The 22,988-nt window shown below is 56.7% G+C and carries 23 protein-coding genes; 9 read left to right on the top strand and 14 right to left on the bottom strand.

Features of this window, described 5'->3' with window-relative positions; all coding sequences use genetic code 11:
- The first annotated feature begins 6 nt into the window (after positions 1-6).
- Positions 7-441, top strand: coding sequence for a DNA methylase (locus K3169_RS11680; RefSeq protein ID WP_231677956.1), 435 nt, complete (start codon positions 7-9; stop codon positions 439-441).
- On the top strand, positions 441-1,151 hold the full coding sequence (locus tag K3169_RS11685) for a DUF72 domain-containing protein (protein ID WP_263272263.1): 711 nt from the start codon (positions 441-443) through the stop codon (positions 1,149-1,151). The genes K3169_RS11680 and K3169_RS11685 overlap by 1 nt, the downstream gene beginning before the upstream one ends.
- Here K3169_RS11685 and K3169_RS11690 read toward each other — a convergent pair.
- Complete coding sequence (locus tag K3169_RS11690; protein WP_231677955.1) at positions 1,115-2,107, bottom strand: alpha/beta hydrolase; 993 nt, start codon at positions 2,105-2,107, stop codon at positions 1,115-1,117. The genes K3169_RS11685 and K3169_RS11690 overlap by 37 nt on opposite strands.
- Before the next feature lie 107 nt (positions 2,108-2,214).
- Positions 2,215-3,081: a LysR substrate-binding domain-containing protein gene (locus K3169_RS11695; protein WP_263271616.1), complete on the bottom strand. Its 867-nt coding sequence runs from the start codon at positions 3,079-3,081 to the stop codon at positions 2,215-2,217.
- A gap of 100 nt (positions 3,082-3,181) precedes the next feature.
- On the opposite strand from K3169_RS11695, the gene K3169_RS11700 reads away from it, so the two are divergent.
- On the top strand, positions 3,182-4,120 hold the full coding sequence (locus K3169_RS11700; RefSeq protein ID WP_263271618.1) for a DMT family transporter: 939 nt from the start codon (positions 3,182-3,184) through the stop codon (positions 4,118-4,120).
- 158 nt (positions 4,121-4,278) lie between these two features.
- On the opposite strand, the gene K3169_RS11705 is transcribed toward K3169_RS11700, so the two are convergent.
- On the bottom strand, positions 4,279-5,217 hold the full coding sequence (locus K3169_RS11705; RefSeq protein WP_099269221.1) for a hypothetical protein: 939 nt from the start codon (positions 5,215-5,217) through the stop codon (positions 4,279-4,281).
- Between the two features lie 548 nt (positions 5,218-5,765).
- On the opposite strand from K3169_RS11705, the gene K3169_RS11710 reads away from it, so the two are divergent.
- Together K3169_RS11710 and K3169_RS11715 are read left to right on the top strand one after the other, a co-directional pair.
- Positions 5,766-6,248: a GNAT family N-acetyltransferase gene (locus K3169_RS11710; protein ID WP_099269222.1), complete on the top strand. Its 483-nt coding sequence runs from the start codon at positions 5,766-5,768 to the stop codon at positions 6,246-6,248.
- Between the two features lie 330 nt (positions 6,249-6,578).
- Positions 6,579-6,845, top strand: a complete 267-nt coding sequence (locus tag K3169_RS11715) for a DUF1652 domain-containing protein (protein ID WP_027902706.1) — start codon at positions 6,579-6,581, stop codon at positions 6,843-6,845.
- 272 nt (positions 6,846-7,117) lie between these two features.
- On the opposite strand, the gene K3169_RS11720 is transcribed toward K3169_RS11715, so the two are convergent.
- Positions 7,118-7,432 (bottom strand): hypothetical protein, encoded by a 315-nt coding sequence (locus tag K3169_RS11720; RefSeq protein WP_141562218.1) that lies wholly within the window; start codon positions 7,430-7,432, stop codon positions 7,118-7,120.
- 619 nt (positions 7,433-8,051) lie between these two features.
- Between K3169_RS11720 and K3169_RS11725 the strand changes: the two genes are divergently transcribed.
- Positions 8,052-9,479: a pyridine nucleotide-disulfide oxidoreductase gene (locus tag K3169_RS11725; protein WP_263271620.1), complete on the top strand. Its 1,428-nt coding sequence runs from the start codon at positions 8,052-8,054 to the stop codon at positions 9,477-9,479.
- A gap of 249 nt (positions 9,480-9,728) precedes the next feature.
- On the opposite strand, the gene K3169_RS11730 is transcribed toward K3169_RS11725, so the two are convergent.
- From K3169_RS11730 to K3169_RS11740, 3 genes are all read right to left on the bottom strand, one after another.
- Positions 9,729-12,131, bottom strand: coding sequence for a TonB-dependent siderophore receptor (locus K3169_RS11730; protein WP_263271622.1), 2,403 nt, complete (start codon positions 12,129-12,131; stop codon positions 9,729-9,731).
- 83 nt (positions 12,132-12,214) lie between these two features.
- Positions 12,215-13,153 carry a FecR domain-containing protein gene (locus K3169_RS11735; protein WP_263271624.1) on the bottom strand — a complete coding sequence of 313 codons (939 nt, stop codon included), beginning with the start codon at positions 13,151-13,153 and terminating at the stop codon, positions 12,215-12,217.
- Positions 13,150-13,680: a sigma-70 family RNA polymerase sigma factor gene (locus tag K3169_RS11740; RefSeq protein ID WP_263271626.1), complete on the bottom strand. Its 531-nt coding sequence runs from the start codon at positions 13,678-13,680 to the stop codon at positions 13,150-13,152. Before K3169_RS11740 ends, K3169_RS11735 begins: the two co-directional genes overlap by 4 nt.
- Positions 13,681-13,881: 201 nt before the next feature.
- Here K3169_RS11740 and K3169_RS11745 point away from each other — a divergent pair, with 201 nt between their 5' ends.
- Entirely contained in the window at positions 13,882-14,817 is a 936-nt protein-coding gene (locus K3169_RS11745) for a ketopantoate reductase family protein (protein WP_255878732.1), read from the top strand.
- A gap of 52 nt (positions 14,818-14,869) precedes the next feature.
- Entirely contained in the window at positions 14,870-15,112 is a 243-nt protein-coding gene (locus K3169_RS11750) for a DUF465 domain-containing protein (protein ID WP_099269227.1), read from the top strand.
- Between the two features lie 212 nt (positions 15,113-15,324).
- On the opposite strand, the gene K3169_RS11755 is transcribed toward K3169_RS11750, so the two are convergent.
- From K3169_RS11755 to K3169_RS11780, 6 genes are all read right to left on the bottom strand, one after another.
- Complete coding sequence (locus K3169_RS11755; protein ID WP_263271628.1) at positions 15,325-16,152, bottom strand: DUF3618 domain-containing protein; 828 nt, start codon at positions 16,150-16,152, stop codon at positions 15,325-15,327.
- Positions 16,149-16,556, bottom strand: a complete 408-nt coding sequence (locus K3169_RS11760) for a phage holin family protein (protein ID WP_255878735.1) — start codon at positions 16,554-16,556, stop codon at positions 16,149-16,151. The genes K3169_RS11755 and K3169_RS11760 overlap by 4 nt, the downstream gene beginning before the upstream one ends.
- Positions 16,553-17,305 carry a hypothetical protein gene (locus K3169_RS11765; protein WP_122704932.1) on the bottom strand — a complete coding sequence of 251 codons (753 nt, stop codon included), beginning with the start codon at positions 17,303-17,305 and terminating at the stop codon, positions 16,553-16,555. Before K3169_RS11765 ends, K3169_RS11760 begins: the two co-directional genes overlap by 4 nt.
- Before the next feature lie 294 nt (positions 17,306-17,599).
- A complete protein-coding gene (gene csrA, locus K3169_RS11770) occupies positions 17,600-17,788 on the bottom strand; it encodes a carbon storage regulator CsrA (protein WP_002554157.1) in 189 nt (62 codons plus the stop codon).
- A 610-nt stretch (positions 17,789-18,398) separates the two neighbouring features.
- Positions 18,399-19,751 (bottom strand): GntP family permease, encoded by a 1,353-nt coding sequence (locus K3169_RS11775; RefSeq protein ID WP_027898327.1) that lies wholly within the window; start codon positions 19,749-19,751, stop codon positions 18,399-18,401.
- A 111-nt stretch (positions 19,752-19,862) separates the two neighbouring features.
- Entirely contained in the window at positions 19,863-20,357 is a 495-nt protein-coding gene (locus tag K3169_RS11780) for a gluconokinase (RefSeq protein WP_099269266.1), read from the bottom strand.
- Between the two features lie 272 nt (positions 20,358-20,629).
- On the opposite strand from K3169_RS11780, the gene K3169_RS11785 reads away from it, so the two are divergent.
- A complete protein-coding gene (locus tag K3169_RS11785) occupies positions 20,630-21,646 on the top strand; it encodes a LacI family DNA-binding transcriptional regulator (RefSeq protein ID WP_122805499.1) in 1,017 nt (338 codons plus the stop codon).
- 19 nt (positions 21,647-21,665) lie between these two features.
- Here K3169_RS11785 and K3169_RS11790 read toward each other — a convergent pair whose 3' ends face one another.
- Positions 21,666-22,820, bottom strand: coding sequence for a glycerophosphodiester phosphodiesterase (locus tag K3169_RS11790; RefSeq protein ID WP_027898330.1), 1,155 nt, complete (start codon positions 22,818-22,820; stop codon positions 21,666-21,668).
- Between the last annotated feature and the right edge of the window lie 168 nt (positions 22,821-22,988).

Here is a 22,988-nt window from a genome sequence, read left to right on the forward strand (position 1 = left end):
CGTACCGTGGCGAGCAAGGTCATCACGGCCCAAGACCTGGCGATCGACCTGAAGAGCGGTTATGAAGTCGCTCTGTTCAAATGGTTTATCGCCAGTTTTCTCATGGGCAAGCGTATTCAGGCGGATATCGCAGCGCAGGCTTATCGGGTCATCGTCGATCAGCATGGTTGCGACACGCCGCGTAAAATGGCCAGCCAGTCCCATCGGCATCTGGTTGCGATGCTCGGTGAGGCGCACTACGTGCGTTATGACGAGACGACGGCGACACGTTTGACTGCCATGAGCAAAAAGCTTATCGAGGAATATGCCGGAAAGATTGGCGAAATCCATAGTCGCAGTGGAAGCCGCAGCGGATTCGAAAAGTGCCTTGCCGAGTTCGACGGAGTAGGGCCAAAGACCGTCGAAATATTCATGCGCGAAGCCGGCGAGGTGCTGTATTGATTCAGGTCGGCTGCGCTGGCTGGAGCTTGCCCCGCGAGCACTGGCCTGAGTTTGCCGAAGAAGGTACACACTTGCAGCGCTACGCCTCCTCGTTATCGGCGGTCGAGATCAACAGCTCTTTTTACCGCCCGCACCGTCCGCAAACCTGGCAGCGTTGGGCTGAGAGCGTGCCTGCGGGCTTTCGTTTCTCCGTGAAAATGCCCAAGTCAATTACTCACGAACATCGTCTTCAGGGCTGTGAGCATCTGCTTGAGCAGTTCCTGACTCAGTGCCTGCATCTGAAGGACAAGCTGGGCTGCCTCCTCGTGCAGTTACCGCCCTCACTGACTTATGACCCGACAATCGCAACGGCTTTCTTTGAGGCCTTGCGGAAGGGTTATGACGGCAGCCTGGTGATAGAGCCGCGTCATGCGAGTTGGCGCGATGCCGAGTCGTTGCTCAATGGTTTTCAGGTCGGTCAGGTGGCGGCAGACCCTTCACCCATTACCGGTGGAGATACGCCGGGAGGCTGGTCGGGTGTTCAGTATTGGCGACTTCACGGTTCGCCACGCCTTTATCACAGTGCTTATGAACTGGCGTACTTGCAGGAACTGGCGGTGAAATTGAATACCTCTGCCGACGCTGGCCTGGAAACCTGGTGCATCTTCGACAACACCGCCAGCGGGCACGCCGTTCACGATGCGTTATTGCTGCGCAGATTGCTGGCTTGAGCAGACGGTTGTTCTTTCGAATGAGTCCTTTCCGGCCTCGTTGCATTCGCAGGCACCGCACTGGATTTGAGCAAGGCCTGGATGGCCTGGCTGTAAGCCTGACGGCCCACTCGCATGCTGTTGTTATGAGTCCCGCCCGGCACCAGCAATAGCTTCTTGGGCTCCTGCGCCGCGGCAAACAACTCCTCGCTGAAGCGCGGCGGTACATATCGGTCGTCCATGCCGTGCACGATCAACACTGGCATGTGGATGTCGGCGATCTTGTCGACGGAGTCGAATTTCTGTGACAGCAACCAGCGTACGGGTAATGAGGTGTAGTTAGTGGCCACTGCGGTGGCGACGTCAGCGAGGGTGGTGAAGGTCGATTCGATGATCAGCCCACGCGCCTGTGCCGGTTGCGTGCCGTCCTGAGTATCGCGCCCCAGTTCGGCAGCCAGATCCACAGCCACTGCCCCGCCCAGGGAATGGCCGTAAATCAGCCGACGGCTGGCGTCCGGTTGCAGAAGCTTGAGGCGCTCCCAGGCGATGCGGGCATCTTCATAGACGGTGCTTTCTGAAGGAAGCGGGCCACGACTTTCGCCGAAGCCACGGTAGTCGATTGCCAACACCGAGAAACCCAGCGCGTGCAGCTCTTCGATACGAAACAGTTGGCCGGTCAGGTTCCATCGTGATCCGTGCAAGTAGAGGACGGCTGGGGCATCTTTGCGATTGGCAGGCCACCACCAGCCGTGAATGCTTTGCGACAGGCCGAATTGCGGAGCTTTGAGTTCCAGTTCCTGCACATTGGCCGGTAGCCCGCTGTACCAACTGGCGGTGCCGGGTTCAATGCGGAACACCAATTCCCGCTCGGTGTGTTCCAGGACGGAGCAGCCCACGGGCAAACCAATGATGAACACCAGCATGCAGGTCCAGGTAAGCCAGCGCGCCCGGATACGAGCCAGAGAAAATATGGCCATGAATTACTTCCCCCGACTTTTCAAGCGAAAGGCTGACTGTAACGGCGTTGTCATGATACCGATTGATTGATCGGTTACAGAATATTGCGGGCGCAGTCGGTCTGATTTCATGGGCGGAAATGATCGTTGATCAGGCCGGTCATTATTTCGCAGGCGGCGCTGGGCACTCCTGGAGCCTTGACCAGTTGTCGTTCATGCAGCGGGAGGGGTGGCAAGCCTTCATCCCGACCGAGAATGCGCATCTGCGCGCCGACCCGGCTGCGGTCAATGATGCCGATAGCCAGTCCGGCGCAAATAGCCGTTTCCAGCGCGCTGGAACTCGCCGACATGACCACGGTGCGCCAGGCTCTGCCGATCTCATTCAGCGTGTTAACAGCGACGCTGCGGTAAGGGCAGCCTTCGCCGTGCAGCGCCAGCGGTGCGGGTTTGTCATGTGCCAGTTGGTAGCCCGGAGCGGCGACCCAGACGGGCTCGGTGGTACCAAACGTATGCAATAGCTGTTCAGTGCTGACGGTCTCGGCCGGTACCACCAGCAGCGCCAGATCCAGCTGGCCGCGCTGCAATTGCTCATTCAGCCGACCGCTGGAGGCGGTTTCAACTTCAAGCTCTATTTGCGGGTAGCCGCTGGTCAATGGGCTTAGGGTGCTGTGTAACAGGCTCGCTGCATATTCTTCGGAGATACCCAACCGCACTCGACCGCTGATCGTCGGGCTCGCGAAACCAGCCAGCAGCCGATCATGCACGTGTAGCAGTTCGGCGCTTTGCAAGGCGAAGCGACGGCCTAGAGAGGTCAGGGTGACGGTCTGATTATCCCGTTCCAGCAGGCGGCCACCGGCGATGTCCTCCAGACGTCGAATATGCAGGCTCACCGCTGAAGGACTGCGATTGAGAAAAGTTGCAGCGGCAAGGAACTGCTCGAAACGCACCACAGCTTGAAAGGTACGCAGAAGCTCAATATCCAGCGTGCTTTGCATGGTTTAAAAATCCTGCATCAGTGATGCTGATCATTTCGTTTGATTGAAGTACCTGCCCATTCTTAACATCACGCTCATTCAGCGCAATAGGGGATGCTCAATGAATGGGCAGACGGTCGAAATTATTGATCAGGCCAGTACGCCAAAGACTTCACCGGTTTCTGGATCCAGGTGGATCAGTGGTGTGCTGTTGGCTGCCATGGTGCTGAGCTGGAGTTCGGGTTTCATTGGCTATCGCTATGCCTCGGAGCACAGCGGGGTAATGTTGGTGACCTTCTGGCGATTCGTGCTGGCGGCGCTATTGCTGTTCCCGTGGGTCCTGGGCTCGTTGCGTGAGCTGACCTGGGTCATCGTGCGGCAGCAGATGCTGGTAGGGCTTTTGGCGATTGCCGGTTTCATTGCTGCGATTGCCTTGTCCATCGAACTTGGCGTGGCGCCCGGCACCAGTTCTTTGATTGCCAACTTGCTGCCGCTGAGCATTGTGCTGTCGGCCGGTCTCATTCCGGGCCAGCGTACTCGTGGCTGGCAATGGCTTGGCGTGGGGTTGTGTATCGCCGGAATGCTGATTGCCAGCGCCGCGAGTGTCGAGTTTTCCGATGCGCCATTGTGGGCCTACGGCTTACCGGCTTTGGCCGTCCTGTCGCTAACCGCAGCAACGATCTATCAAAAGAAGACGCATCAAAAGGAGACACCGTCCTTCACGGTACCCGCTATGACTTCGCTGTTTATACAGATATGCGCGGCCTTGCCGGTGTTCGCGGTGTTGTCGATGCTGGAAGGTGGGATTGCGCCGGTGTTGTCCTTTGGCTTTGGCGCCGCCGTGCTATGGCTGGTGATCTGCTCAACCCTCGGTGGATACGGCTTTTACTGGCTGTGCCTGAAGCGATTCAACATGCAAAGCGTCAGCGGAGCGCTGTTTCTGACGCCTCCCGCAACGATGATCTGGGCCTGGCTCCAATTCGACAACCCTTTGAGTACCGGTGCAATAGTGGGTGTGGCGCTGACACTGGTCGGGCTGCCATTCCTGCGCAGACGCTGAGTGACGGCTAAGAAAGACGCCTATAAAAAAGCCGCCTGCCCGTGAGGGGAGGCGGCCTGGACCCGATCCGTTACATCAGGATCGCAATCAGGATGATGACCGGGATTGGGACACCGAGTAACCACAGAAGGATGGAAGGCATAGTCGTTCTCCTTGGCTTAAAGAGCCGTTGTTGTAGTGGTGTAAGGACGTTCGTCGAGATAAGTCACTGCGTCGCGACGGCGACCGCCATAAATGGCAGCAAAGCTGGCGAAGAAGGCACCGCACAGCAGCGAGACGAAGGTCCACAGGGCAGTCATCGCGGCAACTTTCGCAGCGGTGTCGGCAGCTTCTTTAGCCGCGACCTTGGCGTCTTCTACGGCTTTGCGAGCCTGACCATAAACCTGATCAACGCGACGTTCGGCATCTGCCTGGCTGAGATTGGTGCGCTGAGCAATCATCTGCGCCAAGTAGGTACGATCTTCAGGGCTGATCTGACCGTCATTGCTCAGTGTGCGGCTGAAGATGCGCAGCACTACGCCATGGGCGGCATCATCACTGACAGCAGCGGGGCGATCATCACGGAACAGGCTGTCGATGTAATAGCCGTAGTCCTGACTGCTGGCGTTGCTATTGCTCGCCGCGCTGCCTGCTACTTGAGTCACTGCACCTGCTGCACCCGAAGCGACACTGGCACCGGCCTGAACGCCCCCGCCAATAATGCTGCTGACCGAACTGGCGATCAGTGTTGCAGCGACCAGGGTTGCCACGGCCCACGACAGGAAACCGTGGGCGGTGTCGCGGAAATACACTTCATCGCCGTGCAGGTTTGCCCACTTCACGCGCAGTCGACCGGCGATATAGCCACCCAGACCGGAAGCGATGATTTGGGTAAATGCCAGCCATATGACCGTCGAGATACCCAGGCCCTTGGCGCTGATGCCTTCGTTGGCCCAGGGCGATACCGCCGAGAAACCCAAGCCGAAGCCCAGCAATATGAGAATCAAGGAAAGCGCAGCGGCGCCGGCGGCACCTGCAAAGATTGCCCCCCAGGAAACACCTGAGTGGTTGTTTGATTCTTGCGCGGCAGCATTGAAAGTGTCGGGGGATGAAATCATTATTTTTCTGCTCCATGAAGGATTTTGTTACAGCGTCCCTTAAAACGTTGCAGTGGTTATGCCAGAAGTACCCTTAATTAAAATCCATTTAATTCAAGGGTTTAAGTTATTTAAGGGTTTTCGAGTCATGCATTCTGCAACGACGCGCTATTTATTACAGGCGTTCTGCATGAGTGGGGAATTAGTGACACATCAAAGCATTGGGTAATGTTCTTGAAGGACGGCAATCAATGGCGCTGACTGACTAATCCTTTATATATAAACATTCTTCCTGGTTCCAATGCGGCGCTATCCATTGGCAAACGAACGGTCTGTAGGAGCTGCCGAAGGCTGCGATTCTGTGTGTCAGCGGAAATGCTTCGCAGCCTTCGGCAGCTCCTACCGGATATGCATTTCAAATTGCACATTACTTGACAGCAGGGCAGGGGAACTGATGAAAGGCCCAGAGCAGTGCCGGAATTTTGTCAGGCGAACACGTGCACAGAGCGACAGTTCGCATATAGTGTTCACACGCTTGTTATTTCCATTCTTCAAGAGGTCACTGCCCAATGTTCTTGAACCGCCCACTGGAAGAAAAAGACATCCCGGCCATCTGTGCGCTGCCGCAGAATGTCGACGAGCTGTTTTATATGTTCCCTCGCGCCATATGGCCTCTCACACCGCCCCAATTGCTGGATGCGTTGCACAACCATTCCGACTCGACGGTTATCGAGATGGATGGCGAAGTCGTGGGATATGCCAATTTCGCTCGCAGTGACTTTCGCGGGCGCTGCTCCCTGGGCAATGTGATCATTGCCCCCAAGGCGCGTTCTCGAGGGGTAGGGCGTTACCTGATCGGTTGCATGATGGAACTGGCATTCGACAAGCATGAGGCTAGCGAAATGACAGCATCGTGCTACAACCATAATGTGCCGGGTCTGTTGTTCTATCCGAAACTGGGATTCCGGCCCTACGCCATCGATGAGCGCAGGGACAAGCAGGGCGGTCGAGTGGCATTGATTCACCTGCGGCTGCCACGTCAGGACGACTGAAGCGTGAGACTGACCGTCAGTCGCCAAAAGCGGCTGACGGGATACTGCTTAAGAACTGTTTGGGCACTTTATTGATACCAATCATGTAAACAAAGTGATCAATATTGTTAAGTGAACCGTTTCTGCTGATTGTTTATATAAACCGTTATGAACGGCTTGAAAAAGAGCGTAAAAATCCCCGTTGCTTCAAGGTGGTGCGAAGCGTATAAGTAAACATGCCTTCAATTAAATGACGACGTTTGTTTGGCGGCAATCAAAATAAACATTGATGTATCACTGTGTCCATCGTGGCAGGAACTCAGCCACGCGCGATTTAACAAGGAGAAGGACATGATCGCCTACAGACTTTCCACACTCGAGTTGAGAAGTATCGTCGAGAGTGCGTTTTTACCCCTGCGTTGCACCTGCAGCGTATCCCCGGACTCCATGACCGTTCAGATCATTGATCCTAATTCGGAAAAGGTTGAATTGTTGGTGACCGGAATTTCCCTGGATCGCCTCAATACCACCCGTGATATCTCCGAATTGGTAGCAGAGCTGCGCTACGACCTCGCACATACCCGGCATCACCATGGCAAGGCCCGCATTGCTGTTTGATTGAACTGAAAAAACGTCTGATAAAGCCGCCGTGGTAGACCTTCAGGGGACTCGATAGGCGGCTTTCGCATGTCTGGGGTTGTCTCGGCTTAACGGCGGACATACTGATCAAGCCAGTCAGCGCGGGGATCAGTTTGCCATTTGTGGCATGAACGTTCTGTCGTCGGCATAACGCGATGTAATGTTTTGCAACGTGTTAATAAACGTACGCCTATCGGCATATATCCTTATGCCAATACTTCAATGCGCGAACACCTAAGTTGTACGATAACTTAATGCATAGCCCGGCGATGTTCATTTTCGAACAGCAACTTGAACGGTTCTTCACTATTGCTGTTCACTTCGCAACAATCCCGTATCGGGCCCGCTTCAATTCTTCCTTCCAGTGCTACCCGGATAGCCGCAGATTTAAGCAGGTAGTCTGGAACCTCGCCCAGGATCGTCAGCTCACGCAAGCTTTGGCCATTCTGTTCTACTGTGGTCAACCTCACCCTGCAGGTTGCCTGCATCGGGATCGGGCCGAACAGGGTTTCACGGGAATAGTCGATTTCAGCGATACTCGAGCGATTGTGCTTTCCAACGTTCATGTCTGCGACCTCTGCATCCATTAAGCTTTTTTTACATCCTGTGTCATTGATTCCCGCACTCGCAGATAGTTCTCCTTTGAAGACGGGCGGAGCAAGCCGCTGATCGGACTTCTAGCGGTCTCCGTACTGGAGCTGAAGGTCAGGCTTTGCCAGGCTGGATTTTCATGAATCGTCCGGGCCAATCCAGTGTAAAAACTGATAGGGGACTTTTGAAATAGCCGTTTAATGTCGTCAATAAATAATTACTCTATAAATCAATCGGTTATATAAAGCATGCTGAGGTGTAAAGCTTTGACGTGAAATTGACAGTTAGGCGGATGTTTGAAATTATCTATTACCCTTTCAGGGCGCCTCTGTCTGCGTCCGTCCCTTGCCAGTAGCCTCTATCTCACTACCCCGTTGAATCCCCTGCGGTAGCTTGGCCCTTCGATAACGATCCCGCTTTCCGTCAGATTTGTACCCGATAAAAGATCACAGCCCCGGCTATTCAGCTCGAGGCCCGCAGTTGTGTGCGCCTGAAAATATTTCTCTGCCAACAACAGGCTGTTGCCTGCTCAATCACTGGGTCCAGCCCTGGTGAGATCACGCTTGCGTCTCTATCACTTGAAGGAGCCTCACCATGTTTGGAGACTATCTGGAAACCAGCTGCGGTTGCGTAATAGCGGGGGCAGGACCTGCGGGCATGGGGTTGCTGTTCAATGCGTTGAAAAGCGGAACGTTGCCGGATCTCGCACGGGAGGGGTTGATCATCGTCGACTCCAGCCCGACCCCCGGTGTCGGAAGTCTCGGTGATTATCAAATCACGGCCAACTCTGTGGGGGACGTCTTCCTCGACTGCCTGCGCGATCCTGCTTTGCGTGACGTATTCGGCCCGCTGGAGCACTCACCGACCTATTGGCGTATTCGGCATCAGGCCCAGAGTGCGCCGCAGTTGTCTGATATTGGTGAATTGCTGGGGGAAGCCTCCAGGCTGATACTGGATTTTATTGTCCAGCGTTATGGGGTAACGCTCTGGCACAGCACGACTGTTACCGAAGTGGTCAAGGACGGTGACGAATTTGTGGTCTGGGTCGAGAACGAGGGACGTACCCGCCGCATTCGCAGTCGAACGCTGGTGCTGAACTTCGGCGGTCATCAGAACCCTGAATACCTGCGTGAAGGACTGGCTGCTGACGGTTTGCTGCTGCCTGCGTCGGCCGCCATCATGAGCTCCGACCATTTGCTGCGCCTGAACGCCGTGCAATTGCGTGATGCATTCGCCCCGGCTCTGGCGGGCTCGGGCAGGATTACCGTGGTCGGCGGTTCCCACAGTGCTTTTTCCATGCTGGAAAATCTCGCCGATGCATTGGAGTTTGCGGGCCTCGAAGAGGTCACGCTGGTGCATCGCTCTGCCATCCAGCTGTTTTACGAAAGTCCTGAACTGGCGGTGGCCGCCGGTTATGTTTTCCATCCAGTGCGCGATGTCTGCCCGGTGTCGGGGCGGGTCAACCGTTCCAGTGGGCTGCGTTATCGGGCGCTGGACGTTGGGCGTGAAGTGTTGGCCCGCAGCCGGGTCGGTAAAACCGGTGTGCGGGCGCACACCTTTCAGATTCAGGGCGGTGCTGAAGGTGAGCGTGAGCAGGCCGCTCAAGCGCTACTGGAGTCCAGTGTTGTCGTGCAATGCACGGGCTATCAGCCACGGCTGCCAGCTTTCAGCCATATGGATGGCACGGCGATTACCTTGCGTCAGGTAAAGGGTGGTGTTGACTCGGATCTATCGGGCTGCCCACTGGATCTTTCGGGGCAGCGTCTGCACGGTCTGCATTTGTTTGGCATCGGCGCGGGACTTGCGGCAGATGAGCGTATGGGCAGCGAACCATCGTTTGATGGGCGGATTTATGGGGTCTGGCAGTTTCACAACGACGCATCAAGCGCGGTAATCGACGCGCTTATGGCCCGTCTGCAACACACCGCCCCGGAAGCGGCAAACCATAACCGCAGCCTGACGCAACGGCTGGAGGAGGGGTTGCCGTTTCTATTTCCGGGGTTGCTTGGCGTGGAGGGTTGAGGTGAGGTGGCTCTTTTTCAAGACCGCAATGGCTCCTTTGAAAAAGTCTGGAATGCATTTCTGCAGGAACCGTCCCGGTCTTCCTGACACCAAGCTGTCGCCCTTTGAAACGCAGACCTTGTTGGCTAGGCCTGGTTTCTGACGATGCAGGTCCGACGTCTCGCCAACAAGTTGGCTCCTACAGGTCACCCGTTTGCTATGTGACAGCGCGGAGTCAGGGGCACCGGTACGACTTCTGGAGATAAAGACCTACCACTTGTAACTCACCGAGCTGACCACGCTGCGTTCGTCGCCATAGCGGCAGGAGTTTGCGCAGTAAATGTAGCGTTCGTTGGTCAGGTTCTGCGCCCGGACGCTGACTAGCCAGTTGGCGTTCACCTCGTAGCTGACTTTGGCGTCAAACAAGGTGTAGGCCGGGATTTTACGGTCGCTGACGCTGGGCGTAGTGTGCGTAGTGCCGTTGTAGCGGGCCCCGGAGCCTATGCTCACTTTGGGCAAACCGAGCGAGGCAAGACGGTAATCCAGCCACAGTGCGGCGCTGTGATAAGGCGTGCCCTCAATACGCGAGCCTTCGAGGCTCTTGTCGTTATCGGCGATGACATGCGCGTCGGTGTACGCGTAAGAGGCATTCAGCGCCAGCATCGGAGTCAGTTGTGTTTTCGCTTCAAGCTCGAAGCCTTTGCTGCGTTCCTTGCCGGTTTGTTCGTCGAAATCAGAGCCAGGTATGGAAGTGATGACGTTCTTTTGCGTCAATTGATAAACCGCCGCGCTGATCATTATTTCGCGGCCAGGGGGCTGGTAGCGAATACCAACTTCATACTGCTCGCCTTCGGTAGGCTGGAAAGCTTTGCCGTCGCTGTCGGTTCCGGCCGAGGGCAGGAAGGATTGGCTGTAGCTAATATAGGGCGCCAGACCGTTGTCAGCCAGATAGACGAAGCCGATACGCCCCGTCGTTTTGTTATCGCGGACCTTGGCGCGGGAGTCGTCGATATAGTTGCGAGTATTGTTTTCGGCCCAGTCCTGACGCAGCCCGAACAGCGCAACCCAGTGCTCGTCGAACTTGACCTGTTCCTGCAGATAGACGCCGAACTGCTCGCTGTGCAGATCCGAACCGCGATCATTAGCGGTGTTGACCTGCGGCAGGTTGCCGTAAACCGGGTTAGCGAGATCCAGCGCCGGTGCGGTACCGCTGAAACGATGGCTGTCGTAGGTCTTGCGATAAAGGTCAACGCCGCCCAGAAGTGTGTGCTGCCAGCGGCCGCTGTCGAAATTCCATTGCACGCTCGTGTCGCTGGTCCAGCCAGTGGAGATGTCTTCGCGAGAGTTGTAGGTGCGCGACAGGCTGGACAGATTCGGCCCGGTGATACGGCTGTTGTTGAGGGTAATGTAGTCATAGTCGGCGCGGGATTCGTAATAACGCAGTGCGTGACGCAATTGCAGGTTGTCGCTCAGCCGCCGTTCGAACAGATAACCGAAGGTTTGCAGGGTGCCGTCGTAATCATCGTAGTCGGGCTCACCCGGGAACAGGTCATACGGCACCTTGTAGCCTGGCGTGGCGCTGAACGTGGTCAGGTTGTACTGGATTGGCGGCGTCAGGGTGGTTTGCGTACGTTGATGGGTAGCGAGCAGCGTCAGTCGAGTGTCGTCGTCCATTTGCCAAGTCAACGCCGGGGCGATGTATTGCTTGTCGTCGTCAATCTCGTCGAATTGAGTGCCGCTGTCTCGCCAAAGGCCGGTCAGGCGATAGCTGAAACGACCTTCTTCATCGAGCTTGCCGCTGTGGTCGGTTGAAACCTGCTGGCGGTTATTGTTGCCATATTCGACGTTGATTTCGTGCAACGGCTCAAGTGTCGGTCGTTTGCTGGTGGCATTGACCATGCCGCCCGGCGCGAGTTGGCCGTACAGCACCGAAGAGGCGCCTTTGAGCACTTCCACCCGCTCCAGTCCGTAAGGCTCTTGGCCGCCTTCGAACTGGGTACTTTGCATTTTCATGCCGTCGCGCAGCACACCGCCTGTGCGCGGGCCGATATCGAAACCGCGCAATCGATAGTCGTCGGCGACCCGGCTGTAACCATTGGGTTGGCTGACCAGCCCCGCGGTGTAGTTGAGCACGTCGGCCAGGCTGTCATGTTGGCGCGAGGTCAGTTCTTCGCGCGTGATGACCGAGATAGACTGCGGCGTTTCTCGCAATGGTGTATCGGTCTTGCTGGCAGTGGCGCTGTTGGTTGCCACTTTGCTGTAGGTCGGGCCCCATGCGTCCTGGCCATAACCCTGGCCGTCGACGTTGATGTCCGCCAGTTCTAATGCCTGGCTGGCGACTATCGGCTCAATGCTGAAGGTGCCGCTGGCCGTAGTGCGCAGTCGCAAAGGTAAACCTTGCAGGACCTGACTCAATGCCTGCTCTACGCTGTAACGGCCATTGAGCGCGGGTGCGCGCAAGTCGCGGGTCAGCTGCGCACTAAACGCGATACCGCGTCCACTCTGCCGGGCGATGGCTGTCAAACTGGCATCCAGAGGGCCGGCCGGCAGGGCGAAGTCAATGAGCTGTTGTTGTGCCGCAGGGCTTTGTGCCGGTGCCGCCACGCTGTGCAAGGCAGTCAGGCTCAGGGCTAGCGTCAATGGCGTAAGGGTCAGGCGAAGTGTGCGTTGCATGACAGCAATTTCCCCTCTGGGATAGTCGATGTCAGCTATGTGACGCGAGCTGGGTCGATATTAAGGGGTGGCTGAAAATATTTTTAGCGCAGGCTCAGTTGCGTCCACCAGTTGAGGTGATGCTCGACCTTGATCGGCAGGACCTCCTGCAACGAACGCAACGCCTCATCGCTTTTGTCCAGCGGGAACACGCCGCTTACCCGCAATCCAGAGGCCTGTGGGCTGATGCGCAAGATTCCGCGTCGGTAAGGCCGCAGTGCTTCGATGACTTCGCCAAGGGGCTGATCATGCACTTCGAGGAAACCATCCTCCCAGACGCCTTCGCCTGCCTGGCGCGGATCCAGTGGGCGCAAGCCGGTTTCACTCAGGAGCGCACCCTGACCGGCGGTAAGTTCCTGACGAGCGCCTGAAGGCGAAGTCAGTTGCACGCGAGACTCCTGAACCCAGACATGTGCACCTTGCTCGCGAAGAGTGACGCTGAAGCGGGTACCTAATGCGCGGATATCCCCGTAGATTGTCTGCACGATCAGCGGGCGCTGCGGGTCGGCGGCTACCTGAATGCTCAGTGCGCCTCCGCGCAGGATCAACCGTCGCTGACTCTTGGTCATCACCAGATCGGCGCGACTCTGGGCGTTGAGCACGACGCGGCTGCCGTCTTCCAGTACGAACGGACGGCGTTCAGCAAAACCGCTTTGCAGGTCATTACCCATGCCGGGTAGTAGTCCTGCGCGTTGTAACCACCAGCCGCCCAGGCCAACGCTTGCCAGTCCTAGCGCGCCGCGCAATAGATTGCGGCGACTGCGACCCGCTTTGCTCAGCACCTGGTGCGACACCTCTGGCAGGTTGCTAAAAATCGTACCCAGTCGCTGTTCCAGCGTGTGCCAGGCAACGCGGTTTTCCTCGTTACTTATCAACCATTGTTTGAAGTGCTGCTGCTCAGTCTCGCTCATCTGTCCTGAACGTTGTCGGGCGACCCATTCAATAGCCTGTGTAATGGAGGGCGACAGGTCATTGCTGTTCATCGGGTTTCCATCGCCAGGTAACACAGGCTCAAAGCTTTGACGATGTACTGGTGAACCCGTGGCGCCGAGATGCCCAGGCGCTGGCCGATTTCGGCATAAGTCAGCTGATCCAGCTGGCTATACAGAAAAGCGCTACGGCCGATCGGCGACAGGCCATCCAGAATCTGATCCAGCGCACTGAGTGCTTCCAGCGCCTGGGCCTGTTCTTCAGCAGAGGGTTCGTAGGCCAGAGGTTGCTGAGCAAGGCTTTCCAGATACGCGCGCTCCAGATCCCGACGTCGCCAGGTGGCGAAGACTAGCCGTTTGGCGATAGTTGTCAGCAAGGCGCGGGGTTCGTTGATGCAGGACGGATCAGGCAGAGCGACTACCTGAGCGAAAGTTTCCGCCGCCATATCATCTGCGTCATGACGACAGCCCAGACGTGCACGCAACCGTGAAAGCAACCAGCCGTGATGGTCACCGAACAGTTGGCGCAAGACACGATTACGGCTTGTCAGTTGCTGAGCGGTTAGAGCATTGGGAGTCATGTTTTGAAGGTGCTAATGACAATTATTATCAAATGATGACGATTAGATATGCCTAATGCAACCAGCCAATGAGCGTCCGTGCCGGGTCATGTTATTGAGGCATGCAAGAACATCTTCTACGCTCAACGTTTAACCGCGCTGTGAGTCCGCTGAGCGAGCCGGGTTTTCGGTGTGCAATAGCGTCACGGGAGGTCGATATCAATGCGTATTCTGATCGTTGGAGCGGGGGCCATTGGTGGTTACTTTGGTGGGCGACTACTGGAGGCGGGGCGCGACGTTTCGTTTCTGGTGCGGCCGGGTCGAGCCGATGAGTTGCAACGCGATGGACTGATTATCCGCAGCCCCCAAGGCAATATCCTGTACCCCTCGCCGCCATGCGTGCTGAGTAACATGCTCGACGGTCCTTATGACCTGATCGTCCTGAGCTGCAAAGCCTACGACCTGGACTCGGCCATGGACGCCTTTGCGTCGGCGGTAGGGCCTGACACGGCAATCCTGCCGCTGCTCAATGGTATGGCGCATCTGACCCGTCTCACGCAGCGGTTCGACAGCTCCAATGTGTTGGGCGGCCAGTGTCTGATTTCCGTGGATCGCAGCACCCTGGGCAGCATTCTGCATCTCAACGACCGGCATCAGTTGTCGTTCGGCGAACTCAATGGCGCGTCGACGCCTCGTATTCTGCGAGTTGCCGAAGCCTTGGCTGATGCGGGTTTCGAAGCGAATTTCAGTCAGCACATTGTTCAGGACATGTGGGACAAGTGGTGTTTCATTGCCACCCTCGCTGGAATCACCTGTTCCATGCGCGCGAGTCTGGGGGATGTCCTTGAGGCGCAGGGGCTGGCGCTGGTGGTGAAGCTGTTCGCCGAGTGCTGCAGCATCGCTGACGCTCAGGGCCACCCATTGCAGGAGGCTGTTCGTCAGCGTTACCTGAGCATGCTGACCGCCCCTGGATCGAAGCTGAGTGCATCGATGTTGCGCGACATGGAGCGCGGCGCATCGATAGAAGTCGAGCACGTACTGGGTGATCTATTGGTGCGCCGGGATGCTCAAGGCCTGACCTCGTCATTATCTGTACTGGGTTTTGCGTATACACATTTGAAGGCTTACGAAGTACGCCGTCTGCGTGAGCAAGCGTAGCGGTCCATGGCGAATTTTCGCCAATGAGTCATCGCCGTCAGAGAGGTGTTCCATGCCGGTCAAACACGATCTATACGCGGATCTGAAACTCACTCGGGAGCAAGTGGCCGAGCGCCGCAATGCGGATAAAAAGCTCAATCAATTGCTGGATGATTATGCGCGGATTGATAGCGAGGTCCTGGCCGCGGAGTCTGGTCCTGCTGGCGGGATTGGTGATGAAGAATTGAAAAAGCTCAAAGAAAAGAGGTTGGCGATCAAGGACTGGATTGTTCAGCGTGTTGAGGTTTCAGAATAAAAACCTCGCGGCTGTATCGTCCGGATGCGGATTAGTGCCCTGCCTGGAAAGGATGCGCTAGCTGTTGGAGCGAGGCTTGCCCGCGAATGGCGCGACGCGGTAATTCAGGTACACCGCGGAATCGTTCTTCGCGGGCAAGCCTCGTTCCAACAGTAGATAAGCGGTGCTTGGTCTGGGCGGCATTCCGACGATACAGGCGCCGCAAATTTCGACTAACCCAGCCCGGAAGACATATCCACCGTCGAACCCTGCTGAGCCGTGCTGTCAGGCGACGCCGATTTCACTTCATCGACCACGCCTTTCGCCTCCTGCGCGACCTTTTCATAGCCTTCGCTGGCGGTCTGTTTAACCTTCTCCGTCAGGGTGTCACTGGCTTGGCCCATCATCTGATTTTCACGCTCGGTCGAAGGCAGTGCTGCTCCCAGGGCCGCGCCTAACGCAATGCCGATGGCGGCCAACGCCAATGGCTGTTCGCGCAGCATGTAAGTGAGGCTTGATTGAGCTTTGCGGCTTTGTTCACGCAGGGAATCAGTCGCGTCGTGGCTGCCTTTATTCAAGCGCTCACCCGTGGCCGAAAGTTTTTCACTGACGTCGTCTGACACCTGTCCGGCTTTTTCTTTCATGCGTTGCGCGGTTTCCCCGATTCTGGATTTGGCGCTGTCGAAGGTGTCCGTCACGCTGTGCGCCATCTCGCTGATGCGCTCGCCCAGAGGGTTGAGGCTTGAAGGGCCGGAAGACGTCGATGGGCTACGGTTTTGCCCCATCATCAGCCACAACAGCCCCACCGAGGTCAGTACGGTAGGCAGTGGATTGGTTTTCACGGTATTACCCAGGTTGCTGAAGAACTCACCGCCCGTTCCTTTGCCATAGCTCAATGCCTGGTCCAGCAATTGGCCGGGTGAGAATTTGCCCTCCAGCGCATCAACGATATTGCCGATGCTGGAGCGCTGTGCGTCGATTTCCCGTTCCAGGGTTTCCGGGCTTTTGTAGGAATCATTGTCAAAGCTTTCGGGTGTGTCGAAAGTGCTGTCGATGCTCATGAGACTTTCCTCTGAATGGCGTCCTTGTCTTTTTGCAGGGAGCTGACGGTGCGCTCCGGCGTCAGGTTTGACGCGTCGAATTGCTTCTTGCCGGACTGGATCATGATGAAGCCGACCACCATGGCGATCACTCCGACGATCAAGGCGGCAAGCCACGGCTGCATGATATTGGCCAGGGCATAAACTGCCGCCAGCAGCACAATCACCAGCCCGGCCAGCATGACCACCGCGCCGCCGCCCACTGCTGCAATACCGGCTTTTGCCGCTGCGATGGACTCCCGGGCTTCAGCTTTGGCCAGTGCCAGTTCTTTACTGAGCAACGCAGGGACTTCATGTGCCAATTGGCGAATCAGACCGAGCGCTGAGGTATCGCCTTCCGGCGGTGTGTTGGGAGGAATGCTCATGACACATCTCCCCGGGACTGGCCTTCTCTGGTTTGCGCATCTGCAGGCAAGTCGTCATCGAACAGACTCCCATCAGGCACACCTGGTACCGATGAACCCGCCGCCGCATCAGGCGTTGCGCTGCGGTCGACTATGCCGGGCCTACCGCTGTGGTAAACATCGCCCATGTGCGCATGTTTGACGGGAGGCACGTGATCAGCCTCAACAATCGGGCTGGACTCCGACTGATAATTGCTACCCAATTCGTCGTCTGGCCGTACCGGTTGTGTGCCTGTTGACCCGGTGGGTGGCTGAGCCGGACTGGAGGTCTGGGTTTCGCCCTGTGGCTGTCCTGAGTTGGATGCCTTGAGGAAGCGTGACAGACCGAAGCCTAGTGCAACGCTGCCGCTAACAAACAAGGCCGGATTATCCCGTGCCAGTTTGCCCGCCTGTTGCAGCAGTTCATCAATGCTTTTACCACGCAGATTACCGGCCAGAGTGGTCATGTTCTGGGCGAGGTCGGTGACGTAATGAGACAGCCCCAGCGTGTCACCGTCCTGCATCTGCTCGGCCGCCGATTGTGCGCTATGGGCAAGGCTTTCGATCTGGTCGACAGCCGTGTCGCGATACTGTTCGAACTGGGCCGAACCATGCTCTTTGGCGCTGGCAACGGCTGCCAGGGCATCTTCTTGCAGGTTGTGCAGATGGTCTTGCGGTGGATCATTGTTCTGGTCAGTGGAGCCGGCCGGATTTTGCGACGTTGTGTCCATGTTAGTCACCGTCTTTGCTATTCATGAGAATGAAGAGCGTGCTTGGCTCACTACTGACTACGGGCTTTGCATCGATCCTGTGTTCAGGGGGTTGAGTGAAGTTTTTCGGCAGGAGTTCTGGGTGGCGGACAAGTGGTCGTCAGCGGCAAATAGCCACATGCCGGGCGGCGTTGTGACCTTTGCAAGGGATGGGGGGCAAATACACCAGGCATAAAAAACGGCGTCCGAAGACGCCGTAGCCAACTCGCCCAATTCCAGGCGGGTCGCTTTGAATGCGGGGAGGTAACGATCAGGTCATTGTGGGTCTTGGTTCGGGGCAAGTTCTGCCTGAATGCGTTTGTAGATTTCTTCGCGATGCACAGAAACATTTTTCGGTGCGTTGATGCCCAGGCGTACCTGAAGGCCCTGAACGCCCAGAATCGTGACGGTAATCTCGTCACCAATGTTTATGCTTTCGCCTACTTTGCGGGTGAGTATCAACATAATCGTTTCCTTGATGGCCTCTCAGCAGGAGGCTGGCGTGTGCCTTTGCGTAGTAATAGTTGCCGAGTACATCCAAATGCGTCCATCAATATGACGTTACAGGTGTGAATTTAATTCCCTCGGTACATTTTTCTGTCATCAAGAGCGGTTACCGACCCGATGAGCGCGCCAATTCTGCCTGTTTTTGTGAGCAAAAGCCCGTATTTAGCTACGCATCCGGACACCTTTCTGTTCAATGCGTGAAGCATGTACCCGATCGGCAGCGTTTTCACGCAACAGATTACGCCTTGCTACGGCACATCCCTGATTGCCTATCAGCGTAGGCGTTACTTAAGAGATGCGCTGGACTCTTCTGAAAATATTGATCGAAATCGCGACATGACACGTAGGACGGAAGGGCGGGCCTGGTCGGATGGGTCTGATCTTGAGAGGGGATTTGCGTCATACAACATAACTGGGCTCCACGAGAAGTAAACGTGGGCTGATTGGGGTGGGAGGCGTTGCGGCTGTTCAGGCAGTAAGAGGAAGAATTTATACATCACACGCTTGATGGCCCGGTTCACTCAATTGCGTGCATTGAGTGAACCGGCTCATCAACAGTAGTGCTGGATCAGATCACCATCGACAACAGCATGATGAAGATCAAGCCGACCACCGACAGAATGGTTTCCATGACCGTCCAGGTTTTGAACGTCTCGGCCACTGTCATATTGAAATACTGCTTCACCAGCCAGAAACCGGCGTCGTTCACGTGGGAAAGAATCAACGAACCTGCACCCGTCGCCAACACCAGCAACTCACGGTTAACGCCCGGGATCAGACCAATCACGGGAGCCACGATGCCCGCACCGGTAATCGTTGCCACCGTCGCCGAACCCGTCGCAATACGAATCACTGCAGCGACCAGCCAGGCCAGCATGATCGGGTTGATCTGCGCCTGCACTGCCATGTTACCGATCAGGTCGCCCACGCCGCTGGCTACCAGCATCTGCTTGAAGCCACCGCCCGCACCTACGATCAGTACGATAGCAGCGACCGGCGTCAGGCTCTGATCCAGCAATTTCATGATTTTAGTGCGATCAAAACCACGCGCTGAACCGAAGGTGTAAAAGGCTAGCAGCAAAGCCGCGAGCAGGGCGGTGATCGGGTGGCCGATGAAGTCCATCCAGATGCGGAAGGTATTGCCTTCGGGCAGCACCACATCAGCGAAGGTCTTCAGCAACATCAGGAACACGGGCAGCAGGATGGTGACCAGCGTGATGCCAAAACTTGGCAAGTTGGTCGCGCTCGACTCTTTACCGATCTGCTCCATCAACTCCTGCGAAGGCGTGCCCGGTACGTATTTGGAAATCCACTTACCGTAGACAGGTCCGGCGATGATTGCCGTAGGCAGCGCCACCAACAGGCCGTAGAAAATAGTTTTGCCGATATCAGCGCCGAAGATCCCGATGGCCAGCAGCGGACCCGGGTGTGGCGGAACCAGACCGTGAACGGCCGACAGGCCTGCCAGCAACGGGATGCCGATCTTGACGATGGACACGCCGGTACGACGCGCAACGATGTACACCAGCGGAATCAACAGAACGAAGCCGATCTCGAAGAACAGCGGGATGCCTACCAGAAAGGCGGCAAACATCATCGCCCAATGCACGCGCTGCTTGCCGAACGAGCGGATCAGCGTCTGTGCGATCTGGTCAGCGCCACCGGAATCGGCCATTAGCTTGCCGAGCATGGTGCCCAGGCCAAGGATGATACCGACAAAGCCCAGTACACCGCCGAAGCCGTCCTGGAAGGCTTTCATGACTTTTTCCACCGGCATGCCGGACGTCAGGCCAAGGAAGCCTGCGGCAATCGTCAGTGCGACGAAAGGGTGAACCTTGAATTTGGTGATCAGCAGAATCAGGCCGATGATCGTAACCACCGCATCGACCAACAGGTACGTCTCGTGTGTCATACCGAACATGGGTGTCTCTCCGGTTATCTTTATTGTTTATGGAGCTTCGGCTAAACGCTGTCGTTCCACATTTTCAGCACATTTATGTGCAAGACAGCGCTGTCTTTCGCGCCCACGCCTTTAGCTGGCTTTCGACGCTTTCCACCAGTGCGCTGCTTGGGTGCTGATCTCGTCTATAGACGCATTACCAGCATCAACGACCAACGTACGGTCTTCACCGTAAGGTGGTTCCAGCGTTGCGAACTGGCTGTCAACCAGGCTGGCTGGCATGAAGTGACCGGGACGATGGGAGCAGCGATCAACCGCCACCTCCTTGGTCAGTTCCAGAAATACAAAGCCTAGACCAGGCACAGCGTTGCGCAGGCGTTCGCGGTAAATCAGTTTCAGAGACGAGCAAGTGAGGACGGGTTGTTCGCCATTACTCAACGCCGCGGCCATTTCTTTACCCAGCGTTTCGAGCCAGCCGGCACGGTCTTCGTCGTTGAGTGGGTGGCCGTCGCTCATCTTCTTGATGTTGGCGGGGGGATGAAAGGCGTCGCCTTCGATCAGGCGGCCTCCGCTCTTGGCGGCAATCTCGGCACCGACGGCGCTCTTGCCGCAGCCCGAAACGCCCATGATCACGAGAGCGGAAATAGCAGAGTTCGCAGTTGTCACAGTAGGCCACCTTAGCTGGAGACAGCGCTGTCTTTGTCGACTTGGACATAAGTACAGCAAGAGCTGGTTCCAGTTCTTGTCATTGTTTTGAATGAATCGGTCTTCATCGGACGTTACTCGAAGTCAATAAAATGACTGAAAGCATTGGCAGGGTCCGCGAGACAGCGCTACCTTAGAGCCCATCCACCGCCTTTGGCAACCCCCGATGTTTATCCCTGTGTAGTTGGCAACGAATGACACGCATTGGTTCCCGCTCGACTGGCCGTCCCACTCTGAACGAAGTTGCTCGTCAGGCGGGCGTTTCACCCATCACTGCATCCCGCGCGTTGCGGGGTGTCAGTACCGTTACGCCCGAGTCGGTAGAGCGAGTGCGCGCGGCGGCGCTTGACCTGGGTTATGTCGCCAACCCGGCAGCGCGGGCGCTGGCTTCGTCCCAGAGCCAGACCGTTGTGGTGCTGGTGCCGTCACTGTCGAACCAGCTGTTCATCGAGACGCTGGAAGCGATCCAGAACGTACTGCGCACCCGTGGCCTGGATGTGGTGATCGGCAACTACCATTACTCCCCGGAAGAAGAAGAGAACTTGCTGCGCAACCATCTGGTGAATCGACCACGAGGGTTGCTGCTTACCGGTTTCGATCACACGCCGGCATTGCGCCAGCTGTTGGCTGCGAGCGGAGTCCCTTGCGTGCACATGATGGAGCTGGACACTGTGCGCGGCGCGTATTGCGTCGGGTTTTCGCAGATTCAGGCCGGTGCCGAGGCGGCGCGTCATTTACTGGGACGCGGACGCAAACGGCTGGCGTATATCGCTGCGCAACTCGATCCACGCGTTATGCAGCGGGGTGAAGGGTTTCGTCAGGTGCTGGAAGAGCAGGGGCTTTACGATCCAGCCCTGCAAGTGATGACGCCGCAACCGTCTTCCATCGGTCTGGGAGGTGAGTTGTTCATGCAATTGATGACGCAGCATCCCGATGTGGATGGGGTGTTCTTCTGCAACGATGACCTTGCCCAGGGCGCGGCGCTTGAGGCGTTGCGTCGCGGTATCGAGATTCCCGGGCGCGTGTCGCTGGTGGGCTTCAATGATCTGCCAGGGTCGGCGCACATGGTCCCGCGGTTGACTTCTATTCGCACACCTCGTGAGGAAGTCGGGCAGCGTGCGGCTCAATTGCTGTTGGGGTTGATCGATGGTGTCGCTCAGAAACCCCAGGTAGACCTGGGGTTTGAGCTGGTCGTGCGGGAGAGCTCTTGAACAAGAGCTCCGGGGTGGATCAGTAACCGTTACGCTTGAGGATGGTATCCAGGCTTTCTTTGGCCGGACGACCATAGAACTTCAGCAGTTCAGAGGTGCGATTGGTGAAGAAGCCATCGACGCCGTCATGACTGATCTGTTTGAAATCAACTTCCTCATCCACCGTGTAGGGGTGCACCACCATGCCTCTTTCGTGCGCCACGTTGTTCATCCACGGTTTGACCAGGTCCATGTAGCTCTGGTCGCCACCGTTGGTGAGCTTCGCTGACGGACCGGTACCGATTGCGCCATGCGCCTTGGCCCAGTCGACCCAGGCAACAAATTCTTCCTGGGTTTTCGGTTTCTGCGCGCCGTAATAAGTGGCTTTGTCTTTGGCGCCGGAGTCTGCGAAGGCGACGTCGGACTCGGGTTCGATGGAGCCTTTGCCGATCCACAGCAGCAATACTTTCGGCACTTGTGGCATTTCTTTCTGCAGCAGCACCAGGCTTGGCTTCTCGAACGTTTGCAGAACAACGCGACCGGGCATGTGCGCAACGTTTACATAACCGGCGGCGGCAGCGGGGCGGCTACTGAGCCAGCCGCGTTTGGCGAGTACTTTCTTGAGGTCCGCTTCGATGCCGGGAAACTGGCTTGGCGCTTTGGTTTCGATGTACAGCCCAGGCTTGTTCTTGCCGCCTTCGGCGATATCGATTACTTCCTCCAGCGTCAGGATCTGCAGACCGGCGTAAGCCTCACGTGCGCGGTCCGGGTGAGCCTTGTTGAACCAGCTGCCGGCATCCAGTTGCTTGATCTCTTCGAGGGTAAAGGTGTTCAGCGGATCTTTGACTCGCTTGGGGAAGACTTGCGCGATGTTGGTCGTGCGCTCAAGCGTGTCATCGTGCAGGGCGATCAACACGCCATCCTTGGTGCGCTGAATATCCATTTCCAGATAGTCCGCGCCCTGATCCCGCGCCACTGTGTAGGCGGGAATGGTTTCTTCGGGGGCGTCATAGGACGCGCCGCGGTGGGCAATCACCGCAGGCCAGGGCAGGCCGATTTTCGCGCTCAGTGCCTTGCCAGGTGGCTCGGCCGAGACAGCTGGCGCTGAGGCCATCATCAAGCCTGCCAGCACGCTGCCGGTCAGAAGGCTGCTCAAGGGCGTCTTGAAGAGCAGCGTTTTTGAAATTCCTTTCAGCATGGTCTCGATAATCCTTCTTTTTGTGATCGTTGACGATGAGGTCGATCATGGTCTGCAAAACCTGATGCAGAGCTTTAGCAGCCTCTGGTTGACCCGGCAAGTGCTGCGTCGTTCTGTGACTGTTGATGTCGTTAGCGAAGCTGACGATTCCGCTTTTTCTGTAGG

This window comes from Pseudomonas phytophila, from assembly GCF_025643095.1.
GTDB classification, from domain to species: domain Bacteria; phylum Pseudomonadota; class Gammaproteobacteria; order Pseudomonadales; family Pseudomonadaceae; genus Aquipseudomonas; species Aquipseudomonas quasicaspiana.